Here is a 26,238-nt window from a genome sequence, read left to right on the forward strand (position 1 = left end):
GGATTTATCGAACTGAATCAATAATTCCTTTGTATGGTGGCTACGACGGGATTCGAACCTGTGACCCCATCATTATGAGTGATGTGCTCTAACCAGCTGAGCTACGTAGCCAAAATCTTACTCTATTTTCGATGGCTGGGGTACCTGGATTCGAACCAGGGAATGCCGGTATCAAAAACCGGTGCCTTACCGCTTGGCGATACCCCAATACCGTCGCGGTGAACCGCAAACATCGAAAATATGGCTGGGGTACCTGGATTCGAACCAGGGAATGCCGGTATCAAAAACCGGTGCCTTACCGCTTGGCGATACCCCAACAAAAATCTTTTACCGCAACGCGAACGAGTAAATGGTGCGGGAGGCGAGACTTGAACTCGCACACCTTGCGGCGCCAGAACCTAAATCTGGTGCGTCTACCAATTTCGCCACTCCCGCAAAAAAGATGGTGGCTACGACAGGATTTGAACCTGTGACCCCATCATTATGAGTGATGTGCTCTAACCAGCTGAGCTACGTAGCCATCTTTTTGCGCGTTACCTTATCGGCGTTGCGGGGCGCATTATGCGTATTGAGCCTTGAAGCGTCAACCCCTTTTTCATCGAAAATGGACTGAACGTAACTGTTTGGTTAGGTTGCGAACAGCGTGGTGCAATAATCGGCAATTATTGGTTATTTATCGTTTTTAACGGCTTAAATAAGGCACAAAACAAAAACGGACCCCGAAGAGTCCGTTTTGAAAACAGCGTCGGTTAGTAGGCCGACTGGTGTACGCCAACCGCGCGTCCCGACGGATCGTTCATTTTTTTGAAAGATTCGTCCCACTCAATCGCTTTTGCTGAAGAGCATGCGACGGAAGGGCCGCCAGGAACGCATTCGGCCGCGCTCGGTACCGGGAACAGCTCTTCGAAAATCTCACGGTACAGATACGCTTCTTTCGAGGAAGGCGTGTTGTACGGGAAGCGGAAGCTGGCGGTTTCCAGCTGCCGATCGGAAATCTGTTCAGCGGCCACTTCTTTTAAGGTATCGATCCAGCTGTAACCAACGCCATCAGAGAACTGTTCTTTCTGGCGCCAGGCGACGCTCGCCGGCAGGTAAGATTCAAAACATTCACGCAGGACATGTTTTTCCATTTTACCGTTGCCGCACATTTTATCCTGCGGGTTAATACGCATTGCCACGTCGAGGAATTTCTTATCCAGGAACGGGACGCGCGCTTCAACGCCCCAGGCGGACATCGCTTTGTTGGCGCGAGCGCAGTCAAACATATGCAGCGCCTGCAGTTTGCGCACGGTCTCTTCGTGCAGCTCTTTGGCGTTGGGCGCTTTATGGAAATAGAGGTAGCCGCCAAATACTTCGTCAGAACCTTCGCCGGACAGCACCATTTTGATGCCCATGGCTTTGATTTTACGCGACATCAGATACATTGGCGTTGACGCGCGAATCGTCGTCACGTCGTAGGTTTCAATGTGATAGATAACATCGCGAATCGCGTCCAGGCCTTCCTGCACCGTAAAGTGGATCTCGTGGTGTACGGTACCCAGATGGTTAGCCACTTCCTGCGCGGCTTTCAGATCGGGGGCGCCCTCCAGGCCGACGGCGAAGGAGTGCAGCTGCGGCCACCAGGCTTCTGATTTTTCCTGATCTTCGACGCGGCGCGCGGCATATTTTTTGGTGATGGCGGAAATCACCGATGAATCCAGGCCGCCGGAGAGCAGCACGCCGTACGGAACATCGGACATCAGGTGGCTTTTCACCGACTCTTCCAGCGCCTGACGCAGCTCGTTTTTGTCCGTGACGTTGTCTTTGACCGCGTCGTAGTCGAACCAGTCGCGCTGGTAGTACTCGCGGATTTCGCCATCTTTGCTCCACAGGTAGCTGCCTGCCGGGAACTCTTTAATCGTGCGGCAAACCGGAACCAGCGCTTTCATTTCAGAGGCAACGTAGAAGTTACCGTGTTCGTCGTGACCCATATACAGCGGGATGATGCCGATGTGGTCGCGACCAATCAGATACGCGTCTTTTTCGCTGTCGTAGAGAGCGAAAGCAAACATCCCCTGCAGATCGTCGAGGAAGTCCGGGCCTTTTTCCTGATACAGCGCGAGGATAACTTCGCAGTCGGAACCGGTCTGGAACGCATAGCGGTCGCCGTATTCCGCGCGCAGCGCCTGGTGGTTGTAGATTTCACCGTTGACGGCGAGAGCGTGAGTTTTAGCGGCGTTATACAGCGGCTGCGCGCCGGCGTTGACGTCGACGATCGACAGGCGTTCATGCGCCAGGATGGCTTTATCACAGGCATAGACGCCGGACCAGTCCGGACCACGGTGGCGCATCAGTCGGGAAAGCTCCAGTGCCTTTTTACGCAGCTCACCCGCGTCAGTTTTAATATCCAGTACGCCAAAAATCGAACACATAGCCTTCTCCGTTACCCTGTCTTGTTTGATGTTGTGCAGACTTCGTCTTATTGCGAAGCCTCAGTGCATGCTTTAGAAAATGCCGCAAAGGCGCGGAGGGCGCAAGGGGTTTACGGCAGTAAAAGGAAATAATGCAATTGTGATTGTCGAATAGTGAAAAAAGAGTACGTTTTGAGCGCTTTTGTTGCTGAATATTTAGTGATGGCGCTTTTTTTTTAGATAAAAGCGTTCAGGAGAGGCTTAGAAATAAGAAACCACGTCGCAGGACGTGGTTTTATTTAGAAGATATCGATTTCCGCAACGGAGGGATAAATCCAGGAAGGGCGGAACGGCATGCTGTCGATATCATCGAGCGTGGCAACCCCGGAAAGCACCAGAATGGTTTCCAGACCGGCCTGGAAGCCTGCCAGAATATCCGTTCGCAGGTTATCGCCGACGATCACCGTCTGTTCCGAATGCGCCTGCATTTTATTGAGCGCGGAGCGGATAATCCACGGGCTCGGTTTCCCCACGTAGAACGGCTTACGACCGGAGATTTTTTCTATACCGGCGCACAGCGCCCCGCAGGCCGGGTAGTAGCCGCGACCGTGGGTATCCGGGTTAGTGGCGATAAAGCGCGCGCCGTTGGCGACAAAAAAAGCGGCCTTATGCATCATCTCCCAGTTAAAGGAGCGCGTCTCACCGACGATAACAAAATCCGGATTGACGTCGGTGATGGTAAAGCCGGCTTTGTACAGTTCGTGAATCAGCGCGCCTTCCCCGACCACATAGGCTTTTTTGCCTTCCTGGCGACGCAGAAAATCCGCCGTGGCCATTGCTGAGGTATAAAAGGCGGTATCAGGAACATCGATTCCCGCCGTCGCAAAGCGGTTTGCCAGATCCTGACCGGTTTGAGAAGGGTAGTTGGTCAGCATCACCAGCGGCATCTCTTTCTCGAGTATGCGTTTGATGAATTCAGCGGCGCCCGGCACGGCCACATTGTCGTGCATCAGCACGCCGTCAATATCACAAATTACGTTTTGAATGGTCATGAACTGTCCGACATCGTTGGAGAAAGGCGAAACTATAAAGCGGCTTTAGCTTTCCAGCAAACGCTGGAGCAGAGTCCCATTGAGCATCGCACGCTTTACCAGGGCAAAAGCGCCAATGGCTGAGCGATGATCGAGCGTGGATCGCACTACCGGCAGGTTTTTGCGAAACGCCTTCAGCGCCTGGGTATTAATACAGCCTTCGATTGCCGGCAGAAGGACTTTTTCCGCTTCCACGATCTCCCCGGCAATCACCACTTTTTGCGGATTAAACATGTTAATGGCGATAGCGATGGTTTTACCCAGATGGCGGCCAACGTGCTCGATCACCTCACAGGCCAGCGCATCGCCTTTATTCGCGGCTTTGCAGATCGTTTTGATCGAACAGTCATCGAGGGAGATTTTGCTCTGATAACCCTGTTCCAGCAGATGACGAACGCGATGTTCAATAGCGGCATTGGCGGCGACGGTTTCCAGACAGCCGAAGTTACCGCAGTGGCAGCGCTCGCCTAACGGATCGACCTGGATATGGCCGATTTCCCCGACGTTACCGTTACGGCCAATAAAAATCCGCCCGTTGGAGATGATCCCTGCGCCGGTTCCGCGGTGTACGCGCACCAGAATGGAGTCTTCACAGTCGTGGCTCGCACCAAAATAGTGCTCCGCCAGCGCGAGGCTACGAATATCGTGGCCGACGTAGCAGGTAACTTTAAAGCGTTTTTCCAGCGCTTCAACCAGCCCCCAGTTTTCCACCTGAATGTGCGGCATATAGCGAATGACGCCGCTTTCCGGATCGACCAGCCCCGGCAGGATCACCGAAATGGCGATCAGCTCGCGGATTTTACGCTGACAGCTCTCCATAAAGGTGGCGATGATGTTAAGCAGGGCGTGTTCCAGCGTTTCCTGGGTTCTTTCCGGCAGCGGGTAGTGCTCTTCTTCAAGAGTCTTGCTGCTTAAATCATAGAGGGTCAGGGTGGCGTCGTAGCGGCCAAGGCGTACGCCGATGGCGTGGAAGCCGCGGGTTTCGGCAACAATGGAGATGGCGCGGCGGCCCCCGGTGGAGGCCTGCTGATCGACTTCTTTGATCAGTCCGCGTTCAATAAGCTGACGCGTAATTTTGGTTACGCTGGCAGGGGCAAGCTGGCTTTGTTCCGCAATCTGGATACGCGAGATGGGGCCGTGCTGATCGATGAGCCGATAGACGGCCGCGCTGTTCAGCTGTTTTACGAGATCGACGTTACCAATTTGAGCCTGTCCGCCTGCTGTCATACTTTTACTTACTCAGTGACGACCTCGTTACCATTAACGATGGTCTTGGTGATTTTATAATCACGGGTGAATGCGGTCAGGTTAGCGACCATCCCCGGGGCAATGCTGCCTAACTGTTTGTCTACGCCAATGGCGCGGGAAGGGTAGAGCGTCGCCATACGCAACACTTCATCCAGCGCGATGCCGCAATGCTCAACGAGGTTACGCACCCCTTCAATCATGGTCAATGAAGAGCCGCTGAGGGTACCGTTCTCATCTACGCACAGGCCGTTCCGGTAGTATATTGTTTTACCGGCAAAAATGAACTGCTCAATATTGGCACCCGCCGGCGCCGTCGCGTCGGTAACCAGACACAGCTTGTCGCCTTTCAAGCGTTTAGCGAGGCGCACGTTAGCGAAATCGACGTGCATACCATCGACGATGATGCCGCAGTAGACATCCGGCTCGTCGAAAATCGCGCCAGCCAGGCCCGGCTCACGGCCGGTAATATACGGCATGGCGTTAAACAGATGGGTAGCAAAGGTAATCCCGGCGCGGAAACCGATTTTCGCTTCTTTAAGCGTCGCGTTGGAGTGACCGGCGGAGACAATGATGCCGGCGGCCACCAGTTTGCGGATAACCTCCGGTTCCACCCGTTCCGGCGCAAGCGTGATTTTGGTTATCACGTCCGCGTTTTCGCACAGGAAATCCACCAGCGCGGCATCCGGTTTGCGTACGTAGTCCGGGTTGTGGGTGCCTTTTTTAACAATATTCAGCCACGGGCCTTCAAGATGCAGACCCAGCGCCTGGTTAGGATGTTTTTGCAGGTATTCGCGCATCACGCGTACGCCCTGTTTCATCAGGTCGTCGCTGGAGGTGATCAGCGTGGGCAGATAGCTGGTGCAGCCGGAGCGTTCATTGGCCTTCTGCATAATCTCCAGCGTTTCAACGGTGACCGCGTCCGCCGTGTCGTTGAACTGCACGCCGCCGCAGCCGTTAAGCTGGACGTCGATAAAACCGGGGGCAAGGATCGCGCCATCAACCGAGCGCTGTTCGATCCCGGTGGGCAGTTCAGTCTGAGGACAGATACGTTCGATAAGGCCATTGGCGATAACAATCGCATGGTCATCCAGAATTTCATGACCGGTATAAATCCGGCCTTGGGTTAATGCATACATTACGACCCCCGGTTGTCAAAAATGGTTGTCCCGCGGGGGCAGCCGCGGGACGAGACTACATTACAGACCTTTGATATTTTCGGCTTCTAACTCGTTGAAATATTTCAGTGTCTTAACTTTTAGTTCCATGGTGGACGGCTCATCGCAGACCACCACCGCTTTCGGGTGCAGCTGCAGACAGGTAATGGTCCACATATGGTTTACGTTGCCTTCCACCGCCGCCTGCAGCGCCAGCGCTTTCTGATGACCCAGCACCAGAATCATCACTTCCTCCGCGTCCAGCAGCGTGCCCACGCCAACGGTCAGCGCGTACTTAGGCACCTGGTCAACGTCACCGTCGAAGAAACGGGAATTCGCTACGCGAGTATCATGGGTCAGGGTTTTGATGCGTGTGCGTGAAGCCAAAGAAGAGGCTGGTTCGTTAAAAGCGATGTGGCCATCGTTACCCACGCCGCCCATAAACAGGTGGATTTTACCGTAAGAACGAATTTTTTCTTCATAGCGACGGCATTCTGCATCAATATCCGGCGCGTTACCATTCAGCAGGTTAATATTTTCCGCCGGGATATCAACGTGATCAAAGAAGTTGCGATGCATAAAGCTATGATAGCTTTCCGGATGCTCTTTCGGCAGCCCAACGTACTCATCCATGTTGAAGGTGACAACATGCTTAAAGCTAACCTGGCCTGCTTTGTGCATCTCAACCAGGGCTTTATAAGCGGTCAGAGGCGTACCGCCGGTAGGCAGGCCCAGGACAAACGGACGGTCCGCAGTCGGTTTGAACGCATTGATGCGGTTAACGATATGCCGGGCAGCCCATTTACCGACTTGTTCAGCTGTTACCAGGGGGATCAGTCTCATTGTTCACCTCTATAGTTAAATTAGAACCTGGCGGATTGGCGCCAGCATACTATTAAGAGTATCGCAGCAACTGCGCCGAGCGGGGTCAATCCGTGTTGATTTTTTGAATGATAAAATAAGTTTTCGTTGTTAGCCAGTCAAAGGCGGAGGTGAATACGATATTTGGTGACTATTGTCACAAAAAATACCCATTTAATTTGCGAGACGAATTAATTTTTCAGACACTTTGCAGGTAAGTTAAAAATTTAACCAGGTTACACAATAATAAAGTGGCTTTAATGAGCCTTATCGGGGTCTCATAGGGGGAATAAGATGAATATTTTAGGTTTTTTTCAGCGACTCGGTAGGGCGTTACAGCTCCCTATCGCAGTGCTGCCGGTCGCGGCGCTGCTGCTGCGATTCGGTCAACCGGATCTGCTTAACATTTCGTTTATCGCCCAGGCGGGCGGGGCAATCTTTGACAACCTGGCGCTGATTTTCGCTATCGGCGTCGCATCCAGCTGGTCGAAAGACAGCGCCGGTGCCGCAGCGCTGGCGGGGGCGGTAGGTTACTTCGTGTTGACGAAAGCGATGGTCACCATCAACCCGGCCATCAACATGGGCGTCCTGGCGGGTATCATTACCGGTCTGGTTGGCGGTGCCGTCTATAACCGCTGGTCGGGTATCAAACTGCCTGACTTCCTGAGCTTCTTCGGCGGTAAACGCTTTGTACCTATCGCAACCGGCTTCTTCTGCCTGGTGCTGGCAGCCATCTTCGGCTACGTCTGGCCGCCGGTGCAGAACGCCATCCATGCAGGTGGTGAATGGATTGTGGGCGCGGGCGCGCTCGGCTCCGGTATCTTTGGTTTCATCAACCGTCTGCTGATCCCGACGGGTCTGCATCAGGTGCTGAACACCATCGCCTGGTTCCAGATTGGTGAATTCACCAACGCTGCTGGCGCCGTGTTCCACGGTGATATCAACCGCTTCTATGCGGGTGACGGCACCGCGGGGATGTTCATGTCCGGCTTCTTCCCGATCATGATGTTCGGTCTGCCGGGTGCGGCGCTGGCGATGTATTTCGCGGCCCCGAAAGAGCGTCGTCCGATGGTCGGCGGTATGCTGCTGTCGGTTGCCATCACCGCATTCCTGACCGGTGTGACTGAGCCGCTGGAATTCCTGTTCATGTTCCTGGCGCCGCTGCTGTATCTCCTGCACGCCATCCTGACCGGTATCAGCCTGTTCGTTGCGACGGCGCTGGGTATCCACGCGGGCTTCTCTTTCTCCGCAGGCGCCATCGACTATGTGCTGATGTACAGCCTGCCGGCAGCCAGTAAAAACGTCTGGATGCTGATTGTGATGGGCGTTGTGTTCTTTGTTATCTACTTCCTGTTGTTCAGCGCGGTAATCCGCATGTTCAATCTGAAAACGCCGGGTCGTGAAGATAAAGTGGATGACGTGGTCACTGAAGAGGCCAACAGCAATACCGAAGAAGGTTTAACCCAGCTGGCGACCAACTACATCGCGGCGGTCGGCGGTACGGATAACCTGAAAGCGATTGATGCCTGTATTACCCGTCTGCGTCTGACCGTGGCGGACTCTGCGCTGGTTAACGACGCGGCCTGTAAGCGCCTCGGTGCTTCCGGTGTGGTTAAACTGAACAAGCAGACCATCCAGGTTATCGTGGGTGCGAAAGCCGAATCCGTCGGCGATGAAATGAAGAAAGTGGTTGCCCGTGGCCCGGTTGCCGCGGCGGCTGCAGCGTCTCACAGCGCACCCGTAGCCGCTCAGGCTGCTAAACCGCAGGCTGTTGCTAACGCGAAAACCGTCGAAGCGCTGGTTTCGCCGATTACCGGCGACATTGTAGCGCTGGAGCAGGTACCGGATGAAGCGTTCGCCAGCAAAGCCGTCGGCGACGGCGTGGCGGTGAAACCGACCGATAAGATTGTTGTTGCGCCGGCGGCTGGCACCGTGGTGAAGATTTTCAACACCAACCATGCTTTCTGTCTGGAAACTGAAAACGGTGCGGAAATCGTCGTCCATATGGGTATCGATACCGTCGCGCTTAACGGCCAGGGCTTTAAACGTCTGGTGGAAGAGGGCGCGGAAGTGAAAGCGGGTCAGCCGATTCTGGAACTGGATCTTGAGTTCCTGAACGCTAACGCGCGCTCGATGATTAGCCCGGTCGTATGCAGCAATAGCGACGACTACAGCGCGCTGGTTATCCAGGCAACCGGTAAAGTGGTTGCAGGCCAGACGCCGCTGTACGAAATTAAAGGCAAATAAGACTCCTGAGTGGCGTTTATGCCTCAGCGGCGCAGCGAAACCTGCGCCGCTTTTTTTACCGCAAACACCCCCATAATCTCCTTCCGATCGCTATTTTGCGTAACTAATAGTTGTCTCTACGCCCTGCTTGTAAGATCATGTACCGTTATACGTTGTTTACGCTTTGAGGAACCCACGATGAGTGAGGCAGAAGCCCGCCCGACTAACTTTATTCGTCAGATCATTGATGAAGATCTGGCTACTGGTAAGCACACCACCGTTCATACCCGTTTTCCACCGGAACCGAACGGCTATCTGCACATTGGCCACGCGAAGTCTATTTGCCTGAACTTTGGTATCGCTCAGGATTACCAGGGCCAATGCAACCTGCGTTTCGATGACACCAACCCGGTGAAGGAAGATATCGAATACGTTGAGTCGATTAAAAACGACGTGCAGTGGTTAGGTTTCCACTGGTCCGGGGATGTTTGCTACTCGTCTGATTATTTCGATCAGCTGCACCAGTATGCGGTTGAACTGATCAATAAAGGTCTGGCCTACGTTGACGAACTGTCAGCGGAAGAGATCCGTGAGTACCGCGGCACGCTGAAAGAGCCGGGTAAAAATAGCCCGTACCGCGATCGCAGCGTGGAAGAGAACCTGGCGCTGTTTGAAAAAATGCGCAGCGGTGGATTTGCCGAAGGTAAAGCCTGCCTGCGCGCGAAAATCGACATGGCCTCTCCGTTTATCGTGATGCGCGATCCGGTGCTGTACCGCATTAAGTTTGCCGACCATCACCAGACCGGAAGCAAGTGGTGCATCTACCCGATGTACGACTTTACCCACTGCATCAGCGATGCGCTGGAAGGGATTACCCACTCGCTGTGTACTCTCGAGTTCCAGGATAACCGCCGCCTGTACGATTGGGTGCTGGATAACATCAGCATCCCCGTGCATCCGCGCCAGTATGAATTCTCGCGCCTCAACCTCGAATACACCGTGATGTCCAAGCGTAAGCTGAATCAGCTGGTGACCGAGAAGCACGTTGAGGGCTGGGATGACCCGCGTATGCCGACCATTTCCGGTCTGCGCCGTCGCGGCTATACCGCTGAATCCATCCGCGAGTTCTGCAAACGCATCGGCGTGACCAAGCAGGACAACACCATCGAAATCGCTTCGCTGGAATCCTGCATCCGTGAAGATCTGAACGAAAACGCCCCGCGCGCGATGGCCGTTATCGACCCGGTTAAGCTGGTTATCGAAAACTATCCGCAGGGCGGCAGCGAAATCGTGACCATGCCGAATCATCCGAATAAACCGGAGATGGGCAGCCGCGAGGTGCCGTTCAGCGGCGAAATCTGGATCGATCGCGCCGACTTCCGCGAAGAAGCGAACAAGCAGTACAAGCGTCTGGTGCTGGGCAAAGAAGTTCGCCTGCGTAACGCTTACGTGATCAAAGCGGAGCGCGTGGAGAAAGATGCGGAAGGCAACATCACCACTATCTTCTGCACCTACGATGCCGATACCCTGAGCAAAGATCCGGCCGACGGCCGCAAGGTGAAGGGCGTGATTCACTGGGTGAGCGCGGCGCACGCGCTGCCGGTAGAAATCCGCCTGTACGATCGCCTGTTCAGCGTACCGAACCCGGGCGCGGCGGAGGACTTCCTCTCGGTGATGAATCCGGAGTCGCTGGTGATCAAACAGGGTTTTGCCGAGCCGAGCCTGGCGCAGGCGCAGCCGGAAAAAGCGTATCAGTTCGAGCGCGAAGGTTATTTCTGCCTGGATAGCCGCTATGCAACCGCAACCCAGCTGGTGTTTAACCGCACCGTCGGTCTGCGCGACACATGGGCGAAAGTCGGCGCGTAGCTACCCGCCGTTATTGAGAACGCCGCTTACTGCGGCGTTTTTTTTATTCAGAATCAGAGAATTAAATCCTCATATTTTTGCGATGCGAATTAATCTTGTTTACAGATTGTAATAACCGCTTTTTTTAACCCTTTCCATCTATTGCATATAAATATGTAATCGCTTTCATTTCCCCTAATTTTCTCTTTTTTTGCAAGCACTTCACCCGAAAAAAGTGTGACATCTACGACTGAAACAAAAAGACATAAATTATGTGCGCTTTGTCATAATCTTCATCTTTGGTCGGCGAAAGAGATTGATAATTCGCGTCACGAAAAATAGTCTATACCTAGTGGTTATGCGAATTTTTACCGCACCACTTTTTAAGCAGTCTTATTTTATTTTTTTGCGCGTTGCCATTGGTAACCGCACTTTAAAACGTCAAAGAGGATATGCATATGCGTACGTTTAGTGGCAAACGTAGTACGCTGGCGCTGGCTATTGCCGGTGTCACAGCCCTGTCAGGATTTGCAATGGTGCCGGATGCAAAAGCAGAAGGGTTCATTGATGATTCAACGTTAACCGGCGGTATCTATTACTGGCAGCGTGAGCGCGACCGTAAAGATGTGACCGACGGCGATAAATATAAAACTAACCTGTCGCACTCCACCTGGAACGCCAACCTCGATTTCCAGTCCGGCTATGCCGCCGACATGTTCGGTATTGACGTTGCTGCCTTTACCGCCATCGAAATGGGCGAAAGCAGCGAGAGCGGTCACCCGAACGAAATCGCTTTCTCCTCGCGCAATAAAACCTACGATGAAGACTATTCCGGCGATAAGAGCGGGATCAGCCTGTATAAAGCAGCCGCAAAATTTAAATTTGGCCCGACCTGGGCGCGCGCGGGCTATATTCAGCCAACCGGCCAGACGCTGCTGGCGCCGCACTGGAGCTTTATGCCGGGTACCTATCAGGGGGCTGAAGCCGGTGCGAACTTTGACTACGGCGATGCGGGCGCGCTGAGTTTCTCCTATATGTGGACGAACGAATATAAAGCGCCGTGGCACATTGAGATGGATGAGTTCTACCAGAACGACAAGAAAACCAAGGTGGATTACCTTCACTCTCTCGGCGCCAAATATGATTTTAAAAACGACCTTGTGCTGGAAGCGGCGTTTGGTCAGGCACAGGGTTACATCGACCAGTATTTTGCCAAGGCCAGCTATAAGTTTGATGTTGCAGGCACGCCGTTAACCACCAGCTATCAGTTCTACGGCACCCGCGATAAGGTCAGCAACGGCGGGGTTAACGATATCTATGACGGCACCGCGTGGCTGCAGGCATTGACCTTTGGCTATAAGGTTGCCGACGTTCTGGACCTGCGTCTGGAAGGAACCTGGGTTAAAGCTGATGGTCAGCAGGGCTACTTCCTGCAGCGTATGACGCCAACTTACGCATCGTCTAACGGGCGACTGGATATCTGGTGGGATAACCGTTCGGACTTCAACGCCAACGGTGAAAAAGCGGTGTTCTTCGGCGCGATGTATGACATGAAGAACTGGAACATGCCGGGCTGGGCCTTCGGCGCCTCCTACGTTTATGCCTGGGATGCGAAGCCGGGGAGAATGTCCTCGCCTGATGCGTACTACAACCCGGATAAACGCCTGGAAGAGTCCGCCTATAGCCTGGATGCCATGTACACCGTTCAGGAAGGACGCGCTAAGGGCACGCTGTTCAAACTCCACTTTACGCAATACGACAACCACTCCGATATCCCAAGCTGGAGCGGTGGTTACGGCAACATCTTCCAGGATGAGCGCGACGTGAAGTTCATGGTTATTGCTCCGTTCACCATTTTCTGATGCCACTGCGGCGGGGGAAACCCGCCGCAATTTCCCGAGGTTCATGATGAAAAAGTTAATACTTGTCGCCATTATGGCAGCAGGTCTGGTTGCCTGTACCCAGTCGCCAGCGCCTAAGGAAGACTCAAAGTTAAAAGATGCCTACAGCGCCTGCATTAATACCGCAGAGGGCAATCCGGATAAAGTTGAAGCCTGTCAGAGCGTACTGAACGTGCTGAAGCAGGAGAAACAGCATCAGCAGTTCGCGACCCAGGAAAGCGTGCGGGTGCTGGATTATCAGCAGTGCATCCAGGCGCGCAAAACCGGGAACGATCAGGCTGTAGAGGCGCGCTGCGACCAGATCTGGAAAGAGATCCACAGCAACAATACGCCGCGTTAAGCCAGACGGCGGCAAGCAAACGGGCGGAGCGTCAACTCCGCCCGTTGCTATTTTAGCGGGGTATTTCTGCCGGCTGGTAGCCGCGGCCCAGGCGTACGAAGAGCATCGCGGTAGCGGCCAGGCCGCATAGCGCGGCGCACATCAGCCACCAGCCCGGCGAGCTTTTGTCGCCCGTTATCTCGACCAGCGCGGTGGAAATGGCCGGCGTCAGGCCGCCGAAGATTGCGGTGGCGAGGCTAAAGGCCAGTGAAAAGCCCACGGTGCGGACGTAGACCGGCATCACTTCCGTCAGAGCGGCCACCATCGCGCCGTTATACATACCAAAGAAGAACGAGAACCAGAGCAGGACCAGCGTCATGCGGGGGAAATCCGGCGCGGCGGTGAGCCAGTGCATGACCGGCCAGGTAGTGAGCAGCGCCAGCAGGGTTATGCCCATCAGCACCGGCCGACGGCCTATTCTGTCAGAAATTGCCCCGCCAATCGGTAACCAGATAAAGTTAGAGATGCCGACCAGCATGGTCACCAGCAGACTGTCGCGGGCGCTCAGATGCAGAACGGCTCTACCGTAGGTCGGCGTATAGACGGTAATAAAATAAAAGGTGGTGGTGGTCATCGCCACCAGCAAGGTCCCCGCCGTGATGATGCGCCAGTTTTTGGCAATCGTGCTCAGGATCTCCCGCGTGTCAGGGCGATGCTTGCGCTGCAGAAAGGCTTCGGTTTCCTGCAACGAACGCCGCAGCACAAAAATCAGCGGAATAATCATACAGCCAATAAAGAAGGGAATACGCCAGCCCCATTCGGCAATCTCATCGTGGCCGAGCGTTTCATTCAGCGCGTAGCCAATCAGCGCCGCGACGACGATAGCCACCTGCTGGCTGGCGGATTGCCAGCTGGTATAGAACCCTTTTTTCCCCGGCGTGGCGATTTCCGACAGATAGACCGACACGCCACCGAGCTCGACGCCCGCCGAGAATCCCTGCAGCAGGCGACCCACTAATACCAGAACGGGGGCGAGAACGCCGATGGTTTGATAGCCGGGAACCAGCGCTATCAGCAGCGTCCCGCAGCCCATAATTGCCAGCGTCACCATCAGCCCTTTACGCCGTCCGATCCTGTCAATATAGGCCCCCCAGCACTATCGCGCCGATGGGGCGCATCAGAAAGCCCGAACCAAACACAGCGAAGGTCAGCATTAACGCCGCAAACTCGCTCTCCGCCGGAAAGAACGTTCTGGCGATATAGGTGGCGTAAAAGCCAAACAGAAAAAAGTCGAATTGTTCGAGAAAATTACCGCTGGTCACGCGGAGAATGGCGCCAAAGGTACCGGCGCGCGATGAGGGTTGCGTCATAGGGGTTGCTCTCCATTGTCTTTATCTTGTTTTTATAGAGGTAAGAGGAGCGGACTAGTCGCCTGCGACTGCCGCCTGTTTTCCGCGTCGTTTCTCAATCGCCCACTTGAGTAACGCCGCACAGCGATAAAATCCGTGGGCGAATTTTCCGTATGGCAGGGTCAAAAACAGCGCCATCACCACGCCGAGGTGAATGGCAAGCAGAATGCCCATCCACGAGGTGTCTCGTCCCGCCAGCAGGGCGAGGCCGGTGAAGCTGGTCAGCAGCAGCAGCAGAATAAAGCCGCGATCCATCGGTTTTTGCCGCGGGTCGCCGTGCAGCGGCGAGCGGCGCAGGTTCAGCCATAGCAAACCCGCCGGGCCCACCAGCAGGCCGATGCCGCCGAGCGTGCCCAGCACAACCGGTACGCTGAAGAACGGGTAGGGGGCCTCCCAGCCGGCGATATAGTGATACCCCGTGGCCACCACGGTGGCGGCGAAACAGAGCAGAAACCCGTAGAAGGTAAAGTGATGGAAACGGCGGCGCAGCAGGGTAAACGCGTCATCGGCCTCGTTGCAGCCCTTACCGTGCCCGCCGTCGAGATACTTCAGCGTGAGCGCATTATGCGAGGCTTTAGCGATGTCGATGGCCTGAGGCTGACCCGGCGAGATCTCGCGCCAGAAGCGGATCACCCCGGCCATTAGTAACCCCATGGCCAGTATGAAGACCGTGCCAAACATCCACGCCAGCAGGTTATGGGGAAAAATCTGGTAGAAATCGCCGGCCAGCGGTGGATGAAGCAGGGAGCCTTTGAGCCCCATCGCCAGCAGCAGAAAGAGGATCAGCCCGCCGACCAGCGCCAGTACCGTGGTTACGCCGGCCCGACGATACAGGCTGCCGAAAGCCGCGGGCTGAGCATAGTGTTGATAGGTCTCCAGGCGCACTTCCGCCATCGCCTTCGGGACATTAATGGCAAACTCGTGCGGCGGCGCGTACTGACAGGCATGCAGGCAGGCGCCGCAGTTATGGCACAGGTTGGCCAGGTAGTTTATATCCGCTTTGCCAAAAGCCAGGCGCTGGGTCATGGCCGGAAACACGGCGCAAAACCCTTCGCAATAGCGGCAGGCGTTACAGACCTGCATCACCCGTTCAACTTCCGCTTCCGACTCGGTGATGATTTGCGCGTCAATGATCAGCTTTTCAAGCGATTTCATGGTGTGTCTCCTGCTGTGCCGAGCGGGCGGCCTGCTGGCCGGCAATGCGTCCGAACGTCGTACCGATGGACATGCCCACGCCGGCGGTATACCCCTTGCCCAGCACGTTGCCGGCCATCATTTCGCCGGCGACGAACAGGTTGCGGCTCGGCTTGCCCGCAAAATGGACGGCGGCGCGTTCATTAACGTACAGCCCAAGGTAGGTAAAGGTGATCCCCGGCCGTAGGGCATAGCCGTAGTAGGGCGGGGTATCGATGGGCCGCGCCCAGTGGGTTTTCGGCGGCGTCAGGCCGGATGTCGCGCAGTTATCAAGCCGGGTATGATCGAACTGGCCCGGCGTACAGGCGGCATTGTAGCGGGCGATGGTTTGCGCCAGGCGTTCCGCGTCCAGCCCCAGCTGGCGAGCCAGCTCTTCAATGGTATTGGCCCGGGCGCCGGGGAAAACGGGCGGCATAAAGTGGCCGATCGCTTTGCTGTCGATGATCGAGTAGCCGATTTGCCCCGGCTGGTGGGCGACCAGCCTGCCCCAGATGGCATAGCGTTTGGGCCAGAAATCTTCCCCTTCATCATAAAAGCGCCCGGCGTCGCGGTTCACGACCACCCCCAGCGACACGCAGTCCACGCGCGTGCAGATGCCGCCATCGTAGAGCGGCGCCCTGGCGTCAATGGCGACGCAGTGGGATTGCGAGGGGTCGCCAATAATGTCAGCCCCGGCGTCAATCATAAACTTGAGCAGCACGCCCTGATTGAAGCGGGTGCCGCGGATGAGAAAGTTATCGGCTGGCCATTCACCGCGCTCGTTCTGTCCCCATGCTTCACGCAGCCACTCGCGGTTAGATTCAAATCCGCCGGCGGCGAGGACGCAGGTTTTGGCGACGATCCTCTCTTCGCCCGCCAGCGCGGCGATGAATTCGCCGTTATCTAATTCGAGCGCCTGTACCGGCGTGTTGTAGCGGATCTTTACGCCCATCTGCTCCGCGCTGCGGTAATAGGCATTTATAAGAGCTTTGCCGCCGCCCATAAAAAAGGCGTTGGTGCGGGCCACGTGCAGGGCGCCGGAGAGGGGCGGCTGAAAGTTAACCCCGTGCTGGCGCATCCAGTCCCGGCACTGCGATGAGGTGCGGATCACCAGGCGCGCCAGCGCTTCGTTGGTGTTGCCCTCGGTGACGCGCAGCAGGTCCTGCCAGTACTCTTCTTCCGGATAGCTGTCGACCAAAACATCCTGCGGAGCATCGTGCATACAGCGAAGATTCCGCGTGTGCTGAGAGTTGCCGCCTCGCCATTCCCGCGGCGCGGCCTCCAGCAGCAGTACGGACGCGCCAGCTTCCCGGGCGGTTAAGGCGGCGCATAGCGCGGCATTGCCGCCGCCAATGACCAGTACATCCACCATTTATGGCTCCATTACGCTTTGCTTGATTGTTAAATTTGTAATGGAAATGTATGCGTTACGGCCGGCTGGACGCTATGGCGTATTGCTAAAGGGGGGTTTAGTTTGCGTAAAGGCTGGCGCCGGGCCAGCGACCCGACTCAACCAGCTGACGCATGACTTTCGCCAGTATTACGCGGGCCGCAAGGCCTGCCGGAGTCAGCTCATCATCGGAAAGGCTGACGAGAAAATTAGGTCGACTGAGTATCGGATTGTCGACGCCGATCACTCTCAGGGACTCGCTGTCGAGATGGGAAATTGCCGCCCCCGGCTGCAAAGTGGCGCCGAGCCCGTCGCGGACGGCGCGCATCAGCAGGGCCAGGCCGTCGATTTCAGCCACCACATCGACGCTCAGGGCATGCTCCTGGCAGATCGCCTCCAGCCTGCCGCGCAGTCCATGCCCCAGGCTTGGCATAATCAGCGGGATAGCGGCCAGCTGGCCAGGCGAGATGCTCGCTTCGGGAAGGGGAGAGAGCACGTCATGGGTGCCAATCAGAAACAGACGCTCTTCGAGAATAGGTCTGGCGCTCCAGCGCACAAGCTTCTCCTTCTGGAACACGATAGCTAAGTCAAGCTGGCGGGTGTTGATCATGCGTTCAAGGTTACCGGAGAGGCTCTCGACCAAATGCAGGCGGACGTCGGCATAGCTTTCGCGCATCGCGTGAATAAAAGGCACCCCGAGAACGGAGGCGGTGCTGGGGGCCATACCGACGCTGACGTGGCCGGAAAGGCGCGCCTCGCGCGCGGCGAGAACCGCATCATCGGCGTGACGCAGCGCGAGCTGCGCCTGGGAGTAGAAGGCGAGGCCGGCGCTGGTCGGCATTACGCCGCGAGACGTCCGCTGCAGCAGGCGAATGGCGAGTTCGTTCTCGAGGCGCGCCATCTGTTGGCTAAGCGCGGAGACGCCGATATCCAGGTCAAGCGCGGCGCGGCCCATACTGCCGGTTTCAATAATGCGCACAAAATAGCGTAGCTGGCGAAGCTCCATGTCGACTCTCCGTACACGTCAGGATGCACTGACAGTAAACGTATTGCAGCGCGAGAGAAAGAGGCGGCAGATTCCGGGCAAAAAAAAGCCAACCTTCAGGTTGGCTTTTGGCGGTATACGATGCGGTGATTATTTCTCTGCCGCGTCGTGGGCATGTTCATCTTCGCGGCAGTCGCCTTCTGCGCAGTGGCCGTACAGGTACAGGCTGTGGTTAGTCAGGCGAATACCGTGCCTTGCGGCAATTTCACGCTGGCGCGCTTCGATGGAATCATCGCTAAATTCGATCACTTTGCCGCAGTCGAGGCAAATCAGGTGATCGTGATGATGCTGCTGCGTCAGTTCAAAAACGGATTTACCGCCTTCGAAATTATGACGGGTGACGATGCCGGCGTCGTCGAACTGGTTCAGTACGCGGTAGACGGTGGCCAGGCCAATCTCTTCACCCATATCAATCAGGCGTTTGTATAAGTCTTCCGCACTGACATGATGGTTATCCGGTCCTTGCAGCACTTCCAGGATTTTTAATCTCGGAAGCGTCACTTTCAGGCCAGCTTTCTTTAATGCGGTATTGTTGTCAGTCATGCGGAATCTGTCCTGTTGCTAAACGATCTACTTCCTTCAGCGGAAGTAATACAGAGAATCACCCGATGTAATGCGTCTCATTATAGAACTGCCATGGTGAAATGAAAACTGCAAGCATCGGGCCTTGTATGCTGTCAAAAACGAGGCACTCGCTACAAAGTGCTTCACGCGACCCCGTTAAATCAGAGGACATTGTACAGATATGTGATTAAAAGTTAAAAACTTGTAGCTATAACTTTGATTGCTTTTATCTATCAATTCGGCGAAACCTGATGATTACGCCGTTCAGACTCAGGCATTCTTGATTTCTTCGAGGTGCAGTTCTTCAGAAATCTGTTTTACCCATTTTTCCACGCGTTCGTTAGTCAGCTCAGGCTGACGGTCTTCGTCAATGGCCAGGCCAACAAAGTGATCGTCATCGGCCAGGCCTTTAGAGGCTTCAAAATGGTAGCCGGCGGTCGGCCAATGGCCAACGATAGTTGCGCCGCGCGGTTCGATGATATCGCGGATAGTCCCCAGTGCATCACAGAAGTATTCAGCATAGTCCTCCTGATCGCCACAGCCAAACAGAGCCACCAGTTTGCCATTGAAATCGATCTCTTCCAGCGTCGGGAAAAAATCGTCCCAGTCGCACTGGGCTTCGCCGTAGTACCAGGTGGGAATGCCGAGCAGCAGGATATCGTGAGCTTCCAGATCCTCTTTGCTGCTTTTGGCAATGTCGTGAACATCAGCAACGTCTTTACCAAGCTGCTTTTGGATCATTTTTGCAATATTTTCGGTGTTGCCGGTGTCGCTGCCAAAAAAGATGCCGATGATTGCCATGAGTAAAATAACCTCTTGAAACTTAATGATGTGGTAGTGGCGTAATGCCCGCAGATAGGGGCAATGATAGCAGAACTGAGAAGGGCGCGGAAACAGCAATCACGCCCAACTGCACACTCTGCTACACGAAAGCTTATTTTTTGAGGGTTTTAGGCTTTATCCTGGTCGCGCAGGGCTGCCAGCTGGTTCATCAGCATCTCTTCGATGAGATCGCTGCGGTTCATGTTACGGGCTTCGGCCAGCTCATTAAGCGCATCGACAGCATCGGCATTGAGCTTTAGCTCCACGCGCTTCAGACCGCGACTCTTATCGCGTTTAAGCTGATTGCGTTTGTTGATGCGCAGCTGTTCATCGCGCGAAAGCGGATTCGTTTTCGGTCTACCCGGCCGACGCTCAGTTGCGAACAAATCTAATGTCGTACGGTCCGTTTGTTCTTTTGCCATGATTCAGAGTGACTTCGGGGGAAACAAGCTATCGGGCATAGCCGATGCAGACAGCGCGCCATAATACATCAGGCGACGGGCTGCGCCAACGGCCGCGGGCATTAAGCCGCGCGGTCGAGTATATTTTAGGCAGTTACGCGGCGATAGAGGTCAAATAACGACGGATCGCGCGGATAACGGCCTCCGGTTTTTCTGCATGCACCCAGTGCCCGGCGCCGGCGATAACGTGCGCGCGCGCCTGGGGAAACTGAGCTAATAAAGTCTCGCGGTAGGCATCGGTGACGTAGGGGGAGTTGCCGCCCGGAATAAACAGCGCCGGATGCGGCCAGGGCGGAACGGTTTGCCAGCCGACGATATTATCGTACTGCTCCCACAGCACCGGTACGTTAAACCGCCACTGGCCGTCCACGAAAGATTTTAACAGAAACTGAATCACGCCCTCTTCGTTAAGGTGCTGGCGCATGACCGTCGCCGCCTGCTGACGCGTAGCGGCCCCCGCGTCGGTGACGGCATTGATGGCGGCGAAGATTTCATCATGGCGGCGGACGTGATAATCCACCGGGGCGATATCAATGGCGACCAGGCCCGCGATGCGCTCCGGGGCCAGCGCGCTCAGCGCCATCACCGCTTTACCGCCCATTGAGTGACCAATAAAGGTGGCTTTCTCAATCTGTGATTCATTGAGAATATCAAGCAGATCCTGGGCCATCGCGGGATAGGTCATGTCAGGCGAGCGCGGCGAAAGGCCGTGGTTTCGCATGTCGACCTGGATAATATCGCGATCGAGAACCAGATCGCGGGCGAGGATCCCAAGATTATCCAGGCTGCCAAAAAGGCCGTGGACCAGGACGATAGGGGGATTATTGTGCGGATTCTGTGCAGATTGCGCTCGGCTATTTAATTTCATGGCAAAGTTCTTTTTTTCGCTCCGTCGGGTTAGGGTATTATGTTGGACATTCTGCCATCCGGCTGCAAGACCCGGAAGATATCCGAGTTTTACCGCCATCCTGGTTTGACGCTATCCGCGGTTGGGATTTGTCCCTATAATCCCGACAACTTGTATTCAGAAAAAGATATCGCACTGGATTAAGATGAAAACAATTGAAGTTGATGATGAACTCTATAGCTATATTGCCAGCCACACCAAGCATATTGGCGAGAGCGCATCCGACATTTTACGGCGCATGTTGAAGTTTTCCGCCGTTTCCCAGCCTGTCGCACCGGTAGCGAAAGCCGCTCCGGCCCCTGCGCCAACGCCTGTCGTTGAAGTGAAACCCGCCAATCCTCTGAAAGATAAAGTTCGCGCTATGCGTGAGCTGCTGTTATCTGATGAGTACGCCGAACAAAAGCGCGCGGTAAACCGTTTCATGCTGGTTCTGACCACCCTCTACGCCTTAGACAGCAAAGTGTTTGCCGAGGCGACCGAGTCCCTGCACGGGCGCACCCGCGTTTATTTCGCTGAGGATGAACGCACGCTGCAGAAAAACGGTAATCAGACGAAACCTAAGCAGGTACCGGGGACGCCGTGGTGGGTCATTACAAATACCAATACCGGTCGCAAATGCAGCATGATCGAACATATCATGCAGTCAATGCAGTTCCCTGCGGAATTGATCGAAAAGGTTTGCGGTACGATCTAGTTAGTTAACTTTGCACCAGAAGGATCAGGCAATGGCAATCGATAAGCGCGCGGGTCAACCTGCGCAACAGAGTGATTTGATTAACGTCGCCCAACTGACTGCCCAGTACTATGTGCTGAAGCCGGAAGTTGGCAACGCGGAACATGCAGTGAAGTTTGGCACCTCCGGTCACCGCGGCAGCGCGGCGCGCCACAACTTCAACGAGCAGCATATTCTGGCGATTGCTCAGGCAATTGCTGAAGATCGCGCGAAGAACGGGATCACCGGCCCATGCTATGTTGGTAAGGACACACACGCACTCTCCGAACCGGCTTTCATTTCCGTACTGGAAGTGCTGGCGGCGAACGGCGTTGACGTCATCGTTCAGGAAAACAACGGCTTCACCCCGACGCCGGCGATTTCCAATGCGATTCTGGTGCACAACAAGAAGGGCGGCCCGCTGGCTGACGGTATTGTTATCACGCCGTCCCACAACCCGCCGGAAGACGGTGGTATCAAGTACAACCCGCCTAACGGCGGCCCGGCGGATACCAACGTGACTAAGGTGGTAGAGAATCGCGCCAACGAACTGCTGGCTGCCGGTCTGCAGGGCGTGAAGCGTATTTCTCTTGATGCGGCGCTGGCCTCCGGCCACGTCACAGAGCAGGATCTGGTGCAGCCGTTTATTGAAGGGCTGGCGGATATCGTCGATATGGCGGCGATCCAGAAAGCCGGACTGACGCTGGGCGTCGATCCGCTGGGCGGCTCCGGTATCGAATACTGGAAGCGTATCGCTGAGCATTACAATCTCAACCTGACCATCGTTAACGACCACGTCGATCAGACCTTCCGCTTTATGCACCTCGATAAAGACGGCGCAATCCGCATGGACTGCTCCTCCGAGTGCGCGATGGCGGGCCTGCTGGCGCTGCGCGACAAGTTTGACCTGGCCTTCGCCAATGACCCGGATTACGACCGTCACGGTATCGTCACGCCGGCCGGGTTAATGAACCCGAACCACTACCTGGCGGTGGCGATTAACTACCTGTTCCAGCATCGCCCGCAGTGGGGCAAAGATGTGGCTGTCGGTAAAACCCTGGTCTCCTCGGCGATGATTGACCGCGTAGTCAACGATCTGGGGCGCAAACTGGTGGAAGTACCGGTTGGCTTTAAGTGGTTCGTTGACGGCCTGTTTGACGGCAGCTTCGGCTTCGGCGGCGAAGAGAGCGCGGGGGCGTCGTTCCTGCGCTTTGACGGCACGCCGTGGTCGACCGACAAAGACGGCATCATCATGTGCCTGCTGGCGGCGGAAATCACCGCAGTCACCGGCAAAAACCCGCAGCAGCACTACGACGAGCTGGCAGAGCGCTTTGGTGCGCCAAGCTACAACCGTCTGCAGGCTTCCGCGACGTCTGCCCAGAAAGCGGCGCTGTCTAAGCTCTCCCCGGAAATGGTGAGCGCCAGTACCCTGGCAGGCGATCCGATTACCGCGCGTCTGACCGCGGCGCCGGGCAACGGGGCGGCGATTGGCGGTCTGAAGGTGATGACCGACAACGGCTGGTTCGCCGCGCGTCCGTCAGGTACCGAAGATGCCTATAAAATCTACTGCGAAAGCTTCCTCGGCGCTGAACATCGTCAGCAGATTGAGAAAGAAGCGGTAGAGATTGTCAGCGAAGTGTTGAAAAACGCGTAATTGACCGCACGATAAACAGGCCCTTTTCAGGGCCTGTTTTTTTCGCAGGGATAGCGATGAATCTGGAACGAAAGAAGGTTTTTTGGTTTTGGGGTGGGATGGATCTCTTTTATCTCTTGCAGTTTATTGGCTGGAACATCTACCACCGGCGAGTACCGCTTTACGACGATATCCTCTCATTTTTACCGCTGCTGCAAACCTGGGGCTCCGCGGCCGCCTGGCTGTTTACCCTTCATTTTATTCTGACTATCAGCATTCCCGCGTCGATGATTCTCTTATGGCGCCAGAGCCGCTATGCGCCGTGGCTGGCCTATGCGCAGACGCCGCTGCGTCTGGCCTTTATGCTCCCGTCGCTTTCGCTGGTGGTCTGGCTGGCGCAGGCGGTGGCGTTGAAAAGCGCGGCCTTCTTTATTGCTCTGCTGCTGGTCTCAGAGGCGGCAAAAGTCGTGACACTATGGCGATGCCGCAAGGTTTGACGTTATGTGTTATCCAGACGGCACAGGTTTGGCGGATATTACGCTGACTGAATCGGGCATAAACGGGTATTATTGCTTTGACCGGGTTTGCCCGTTTTAGCGAATATACGGCTAAAGCAAACGAACAATCACGGCTAATTCTGCGATTTTAATCACAAATTTATTCCATCCAAAATGAAAGTTGCCTCATATATATGATCAGCTTCAAACTAAAAAAAGCTAAAAACTTGTTTTGATTTTGTATGATTTATGTCACTTACTGATATGGACGATTTTGTTATATTTATGTCATTAAATCCTGAATGCTTTCTTGAGAACGTCTATGTTACAAGTTAAACGTCATTCATTAATTGTGGAATATGTCGTAGAAAAAGGATGCGCCAGAGTTAATGAGCTCTCACAGATATTCGGTGTATCTCCAGAAACCATTCGCCGGGATTTAACCGCGCTGGCGAGAAATAAAAAAATAGTTCGCAGCTTTGGCGGTGCAATGATTTCTGAAAATAACGCATCATTTTTAGCTGCCGATACGCCGACAAATCACGGGAACTTTGTCGATAAAGCCGAGGCCTTTATTAAGCGCACCAAAGAGCAGCCGGAACGTAAGATGCGTATTGCTAAAGGCGCGCTGCAGTTTATTCATGAGCATGAGTGCATTATCATGGATAATAGCAGCTCCTGCTGGTTTTTAGCGCGCCAGCTGCCTGACATCGAGCTGACCGTGATTACCAATTCTTTGAATATTATTCAAACCTTAGCCTGTCGTAAGAAAATAAGAATAGTCAGCGTTGGGGGTGAATATTCTGAGCGCCACGGTGATTTTCACGGTCCGGTCGCCGAGTTCATTATCAACAACTTTAAGGTCAATAAGCTGTTTTTTTCTTGCCAGGGTCTCGACGCCGGGCTGGAAATAAAAGACAGCAATGAAGTCAACGTCCGGCTGAAGCAGGAGATGCTGAAAGTTGCCGATCAAAAAATCCTGATGGTCGATAGCAGTAAGTTTGAACGCTATTCACTCTATAAAATATGCGATCTGGCGGATATTGATGTGTTGATCACTAACGAATTACCAGCTGATACCTATCGCCAGCACCAGGTACATATTGTCGAGACTAAATAGCCGCTCTGCCAGATATTCTACCGGCATTATTATTGAATAGCCCTTGTGCCCGATGGAGGGGTATTGCGCCAGCAATACCATCCCTCTTCATTATTTATCCGAAAAAGAGGTTTACGATGGAACAATTACCTGAAGATATGAAAGCGGTTGTCTGCCATGGTCCCCAGGATTATCGCTTTGAGAAAATTCCCCGCCCGGTCGCCAAAGAAAAGGAAGTGGTCATTAAGGTTGACGGGTGTGGAATCTGCGCCGGCGACTGCAAGGCCCAGGACGGCGCGCCGATGTTCTGGGGCGATAATCCGTGGGTGAAAACGCCGGTGGTGCCCGGCCATGAGTTTTACGGTCGGGTTGCCGAATTAGGCCCGGGCTCCGCTGAAAAATATCAATTAAAAATTGGCGATCGCATCCTGGCTGAACAGATTGTCCCCTGCCATGAGTGCCGTTTCTGTAAAACCGGCAAATACTGGATGTGCGAAACCCATGACATTTACGGCTTTCAGAAAGATGTTGCCGATGGCGGTATGGCTGAATATATGCGTTTCTCCGAACGGGCGATTATTCACAAAATTCCTGAATCATTAAGCGAAGAAGATGCCGCGCTGATCGAACCTATGGCCTGCGCAATCCACACGGTACGCCGCGGAGATATCGAACTGGATGATGTGGTTGTTATCGCCGGCGCCGGGCCGCTGGGGCTGTGTATGGTGCAGGTCGCTCATCTGAAAACGCCGAAGAAACTGGTGGTCATCGACACGATGGACGACCGCCTGGCGCTGGCGAAAGCGTTTGGCGCCGACGTGGTCATCAATGCGGCGCAAGAGGACGCCATCGCTATCGTAAAATCCATGACCGATGGCTACGGCTGCGATGTGTATATCGAAGCGACGGGGGCCCCCATCGGCGTGACCCAGGGTCTGGAGATGATTCGTAAGCTGGGACGTTTCGTTGAGTTCAGCGTGTTTGGTAAAGAAACGACCGCCGACTGGTCGATTATTGGCGACCGTAAAGAGCTGGATATTCGCGGCGCGCATCTGGGGCCTTACAGCTATGAAATCGCCATCGATCTCTTTGCGCGCGGTCTGCTGACCGCCAAAGGCGTGGTGACGCATTTCTATTCTATTGATGAGTGGAAAGCCGCTTTTGAGATGGCTAAATCGCTCGATTCGATTAAGGTCGTCATTAAACCATAAATTTTTTAACTAGTTAAGTTCGCCATTTTTAATTATTACGCAAATGACCGCTGATGGCTGTTCATTAAATACTGGATTTCAATCATGGGGATAACTGAGATCAATATCGGTGGCTTCTGGCTATCTGCCAGCGGCGTATTTATTGCTCAGTATATCAGGCAGCATCCGTACCATGAAAACGCTGATAAATAAATTTTATTTCTCAGCGCATTACTCAATAAGGAGATAGTGAATGCCTGTAAAATTTAAGACTAAAGCAATACTCTCAGGACTTCTTGCG

General features: G+C 54.6%; 21 protein-coding genes, 5 tRNA genes and 1 pseudogene. 9 read left to right on the top strand and 18 right to left on the bottom strand.

Annotated features, from left to right (window positions below; genetic code table 11):
- Window positions 1-34: 34 nt before the first annotated feature.
- From MKleb_RS07770 to nagB, 10 genes are all read right to left on the bottom strand, one after another.
- Window positions 35-111, bottom strand: a tRNA-Met gene (locus MKleb_RS07770).
- Between the two features lie 21 nt (window positions 112-132).
- Window positions 133-207: transfer RNA gene (locus tag MKleb_RS07775), tRNA-Gln, on the bottom strand.
- A 34-nt stretch (window positions 208-241) separates the two neighbouring features.
- Window positions 242-316, bottom strand: a tRNA-Gln gene (locus MKleb_RS07780).
- A gap of 34 nt (window positions 317-350) precedes the next feature.
- Window positions 351-435 (bottom strand) — tRNA-Leu (locus tag MKleb_RS07785).
- A gap of 8 nt (window positions 436-443) precedes the next feature.
- A tRNA-Met gene (locus MKleb_RS07790) sits at window positions 444-520 on the bottom strand.
- A 229-nt stretch (window positions 521-749) separates the two neighbouring features.
- Window positions 750-2,411, bottom strand: coding sequence for an asparagine synthase B (gene asnB / locus MKleb_RS07795; RefSeq protein ID WP_025106390.1), 1,662 nt, complete (start codon window positions 2,409-2,411; stop codon window positions 750-752).
- A 278-nt stretch (window positions 2,412-2,689) separates the two neighbouring features.
- The gene (locus tag MKleb_RS07800) at window positions 2,690-3,442 is read right to left on the bottom strand and encodes an HAD-IIA family hydrolase (protein ID WP_004100215.1); all 753 of its coding nucleotides are present in this window, start codon (window positions 3,440-3,442) and stop codon (window positions 2,690-2,692) included.
- A 45-nt stretch (window positions 3,443-3,487) separates the two neighbouring features.
- On the bottom strand, window positions 3,488-4,708 hold the full coding sequence (gene nagC, locus MKleb_RS07805) for a DNA-binding transcriptional regulator NagC (RefSeq protein ID WP_217076562.1): 1,221 nt from the start codon (window positions 4,706-4,708) through the stop codon (window positions 3,488-3,490).
- A gap of 8 nt (window positions 4,709-4,716) precedes the next feature.
- Entirely contained in the window at window positions 4,717-5,865 is a 1,149-nt protein-coding gene (gene nagA, locus MKleb_RS07810; protein WP_014228413.1) for an N-acetylglucosamine-6-phosphate deacetylase, read from the bottom strand.
- 60 nt (window positions 5,866-5,925) lie between these two features.
- Window positions 5,926-6,726: a glucosamine-6-phosphate deaminase gene (nagB, locus tag MKleb_RS07815; protein ID WP_004130458.1), complete on the bottom strand. Its 801-nt coding sequence runs from the start codon at window positions 6,724-6,726 to the stop codon at window positions 5,926-5,928.
- A gap of 312 nt (window positions 6,727-7,038) precedes the next feature.
- Here nagB and nagE point away from each other — a divergent pair, with 312 nt between their 5' ends.
- The 4 genes from nagE (at window position 7,039) to chiQ (ending at window position 13,056) form a co-directional block, all read left to right on the top strand.
- A complete protein-coding gene (nagE, locus tag MKleb_RS07820) occupies window positions 7,039-8,991 on the top strand; it encodes a PTS N-acetyl glucosamine transporter subunit IIABC (protein WP_004848836.1) in 1,953 nt (650 codons plus the stop codon).
- Between the two features lie 177 nt (window positions 8,992-9,168).
- Window positions 9,169-10,836: a glutamine--tRNA ligase gene (glnS, locus tag MKleb_RS07825; RefSeq protein WP_004848839.1), complete on the top strand. Its 1,668-nt coding sequence runs from the start codon at window positions 9,169-9,171 to the stop codon at window positions 10,834-10,836.
- Window positions 10,837-11,273: 437 nt separating this feature from the next.
- Window positions 11,274-12,677, top strand: coding sequence for a chitoporin ChiP (chiP, locus tag MKleb_RS07830; RefSeq protein ID WP_004130464.1), 1,404 nt, complete (start codon window positions 11,274-11,276; stop codon window positions 12,675-12,677).
- A 46-nt stretch (window positions 12,678-12,723) separates the two neighbouring features.
- The gene (gene chiQ, locus MKleb_RS07835) at window positions 12,724-13,056 is read left to right on the top strand and encodes a ChiQ/YbfN family lipoprotein (RefSeq protein ID WP_004848843.1); all 333 of its coding nucleotides are present in this window, start codon (window positions 12,724-12,726) and stop codon (window positions 13,054-13,056) included.
- A gap of 52 nt (window positions 13,057-13,108) precedes the next feature.
- On the opposite strand, the pseudogene MKleb_RS07840 reads toward chiQ, so the two are convergent.
- The 8 genes and pseudogenes from MKleb_RS07840 to ybfF all read right to left on the bottom strand — a co-directional run bounded on the left by MKleb_RS07840 (window position 13,109) and on the right by ybfF (window position 20,767).
- A pseudogene (locus MKleb_RS07840) lies at window positions 13,109-14,405 on the bottom strand (MFS transporter).
- Between the two features lie 54 nt (window positions 14,406-14,459).
- A complete protein-coding gene (tcuB, locus tag MKleb_RS07845) occupies window positions 14,460-15,599 on the bottom strand; it encodes a tricarballylate utilization 4Fe-4S protein TcuB (RefSeq protein WP_014837817.1) in 1,140 nt (379 codons plus the stop codon).
- Complete coding sequence (tcuA, locus tag MKleb_RS07850) at window positions 15,586-16,989, bottom strand: FAD-dependent tricarballylate dehydrogenase TcuA (RefSeq protein WP_217076563.1); 1,404 nt, start codon at window positions 16,987-16,989, stop codon at window positions 15,586-15,588. The genes tcuB and tcuA overlap by 14 nt, the downstream gene beginning before the upstream one ends.
- Window positions 16,990-17,086: 97 nt before the next feature.
- Complete coding sequence (tcuR, locus tag MKleb_RS07855; RefSeq protein ID WP_025106387.1) at window positions 17,087-18,013, bottom strand: tricarballylate utilization LysR family transcriptional regulator TcuR; 927 nt, start codon at window positions 18,011-18,013, stop codon at window positions 17,087-17,089.
- Window positions 18,014-18,142: 129 nt separating this feature from the next.
- On the bottom strand, window positions 18,143-18,595 hold the full coding sequence (gene fur, locus MKleb_RS07860; RefSeq protein ID WP_004130476.1) for a ferric iron uptake transcriptional regulator: 453 nt from the start codon (window positions 18,593-18,595) through the stop codon (window positions 18,143-18,145).
- A 291-nt stretch (window positions 18,596-18,886) separates the two neighbouring features.
- Window positions 18,887-19,417 (bottom strand): flavodoxin FldA, encoded by a 531-nt coding sequence (fldA, locus tag MKleb_RS07865; protein ID WP_004100234.1) that lies wholly within the window; start codon window positions 19,415-19,417, stop codon window positions 18,887-18,889.
- 149 nt (window positions 19,418-19,566) lie between these two features.
- Window positions 19,567-19,860 (bottom strand): LexA regulated protein, encoded by a 294-nt coding sequence (gene ybfE, locus MKleb_RS07870; protein WP_025106386.1) that lies wholly within the window; start codon window positions 19,858-19,860, stop codon window positions 19,567-19,569.
- 133 nt (window positions 19,861-19,993) lie between these two features.
- On the bottom strand, window positions 19,994-20,767 hold the full coding sequence (ybfF, locus tag MKleb_RS07875) for an esterase (RefSeq protein WP_014837821.1): 774 nt from the start codon (window positions 20,765-20,767) through the stop codon (window positions 19,994-19,996).
- A 184-nt stretch (window positions 20,768-20,951) separates the two neighbouring features.
- Between ybfF and seqA the strand changes: the two genes are divergently transcribed.
- From seqA to MKleb_RS07900, 5 genes are all read left to right on the top strand, one after another.
- Window positions 20,952-21,500 carry a replication initiation negative regulator SeqA gene (gene seqA, locus MKleb_RS07880; protein ID WP_025106385.1) on the top strand — a complete coding sequence of 183 codons (549 nt, stop codon included), beginning with the start codon at window positions 20,952-20,954 and terminating at the stop codon, window positions 21,498-21,500.
- Window positions 21,501-21,531: 31 nt separating this feature from the next.
- The gene (gene pgm, locus MKleb_RS07885) at window positions 21,532-23,172 is read left to right on the top strand and encodes a phosphoglucomutase (alpha-D-glucose-1,6-bisphosphate-dependent) (protein WP_014228422.1); all 1,641 of its coding nucleotides are present in this window, start codon (window positions 21,532-21,534) and stop codon (window positions 23,170-23,172) included.
- Between the two features lie 56 nt (window positions 23,173-23,228).
- Window positions 23,229-23,648 (top strand): arginine:ornithine antiporter, encoded by a 420-nt coding sequence (locus MKleb_RS07890; RefSeq protein WP_217076564.1) that lies wholly within the window; start codon window positions 23,229-23,231, stop codon window positions 23,646-23,648.
- A gap of 322 nt (window positions 23,649-23,970) precedes the next feature.
- Window positions 23,971-24,768 carry a DeoR/GlpR family DNA-binding transcription regulator gene (locus MKleb_RS07895; RefSeq protein ID WP_004848865.1) on the top strand — a complete coding sequence of 266 codons (798 nt, stop codon included), beginning with the start codon at window positions 23,971-23,973 and terminating at the stop codon, window positions 24,766-24,768.
- Between the two features lie 116 nt (window positions 24,769-24,884).
- A complete protein-coding gene (locus tag MKleb_RS07900) occupies window positions 24,885-25,958 on the top strand; it encodes an erythritol/L-threitol dehydrogenase (RefSeq protein WP_004848867.1) in 1,074 nt (357 codons plus the stop codon).
- Window positions 25,959-26,238 lie beyond the last annotated feature (280 nt).

Source organism: Klebsiella sp. PL-2018 (genome assembly GCF_019048985.1).
Classification (GTDB): Bacteria; Pseudomonadota; Gammaproteobacteria; order Enterobacterales; family Enterobacteriaceae; genus Klebsiella; species Klebsiella michiganensis.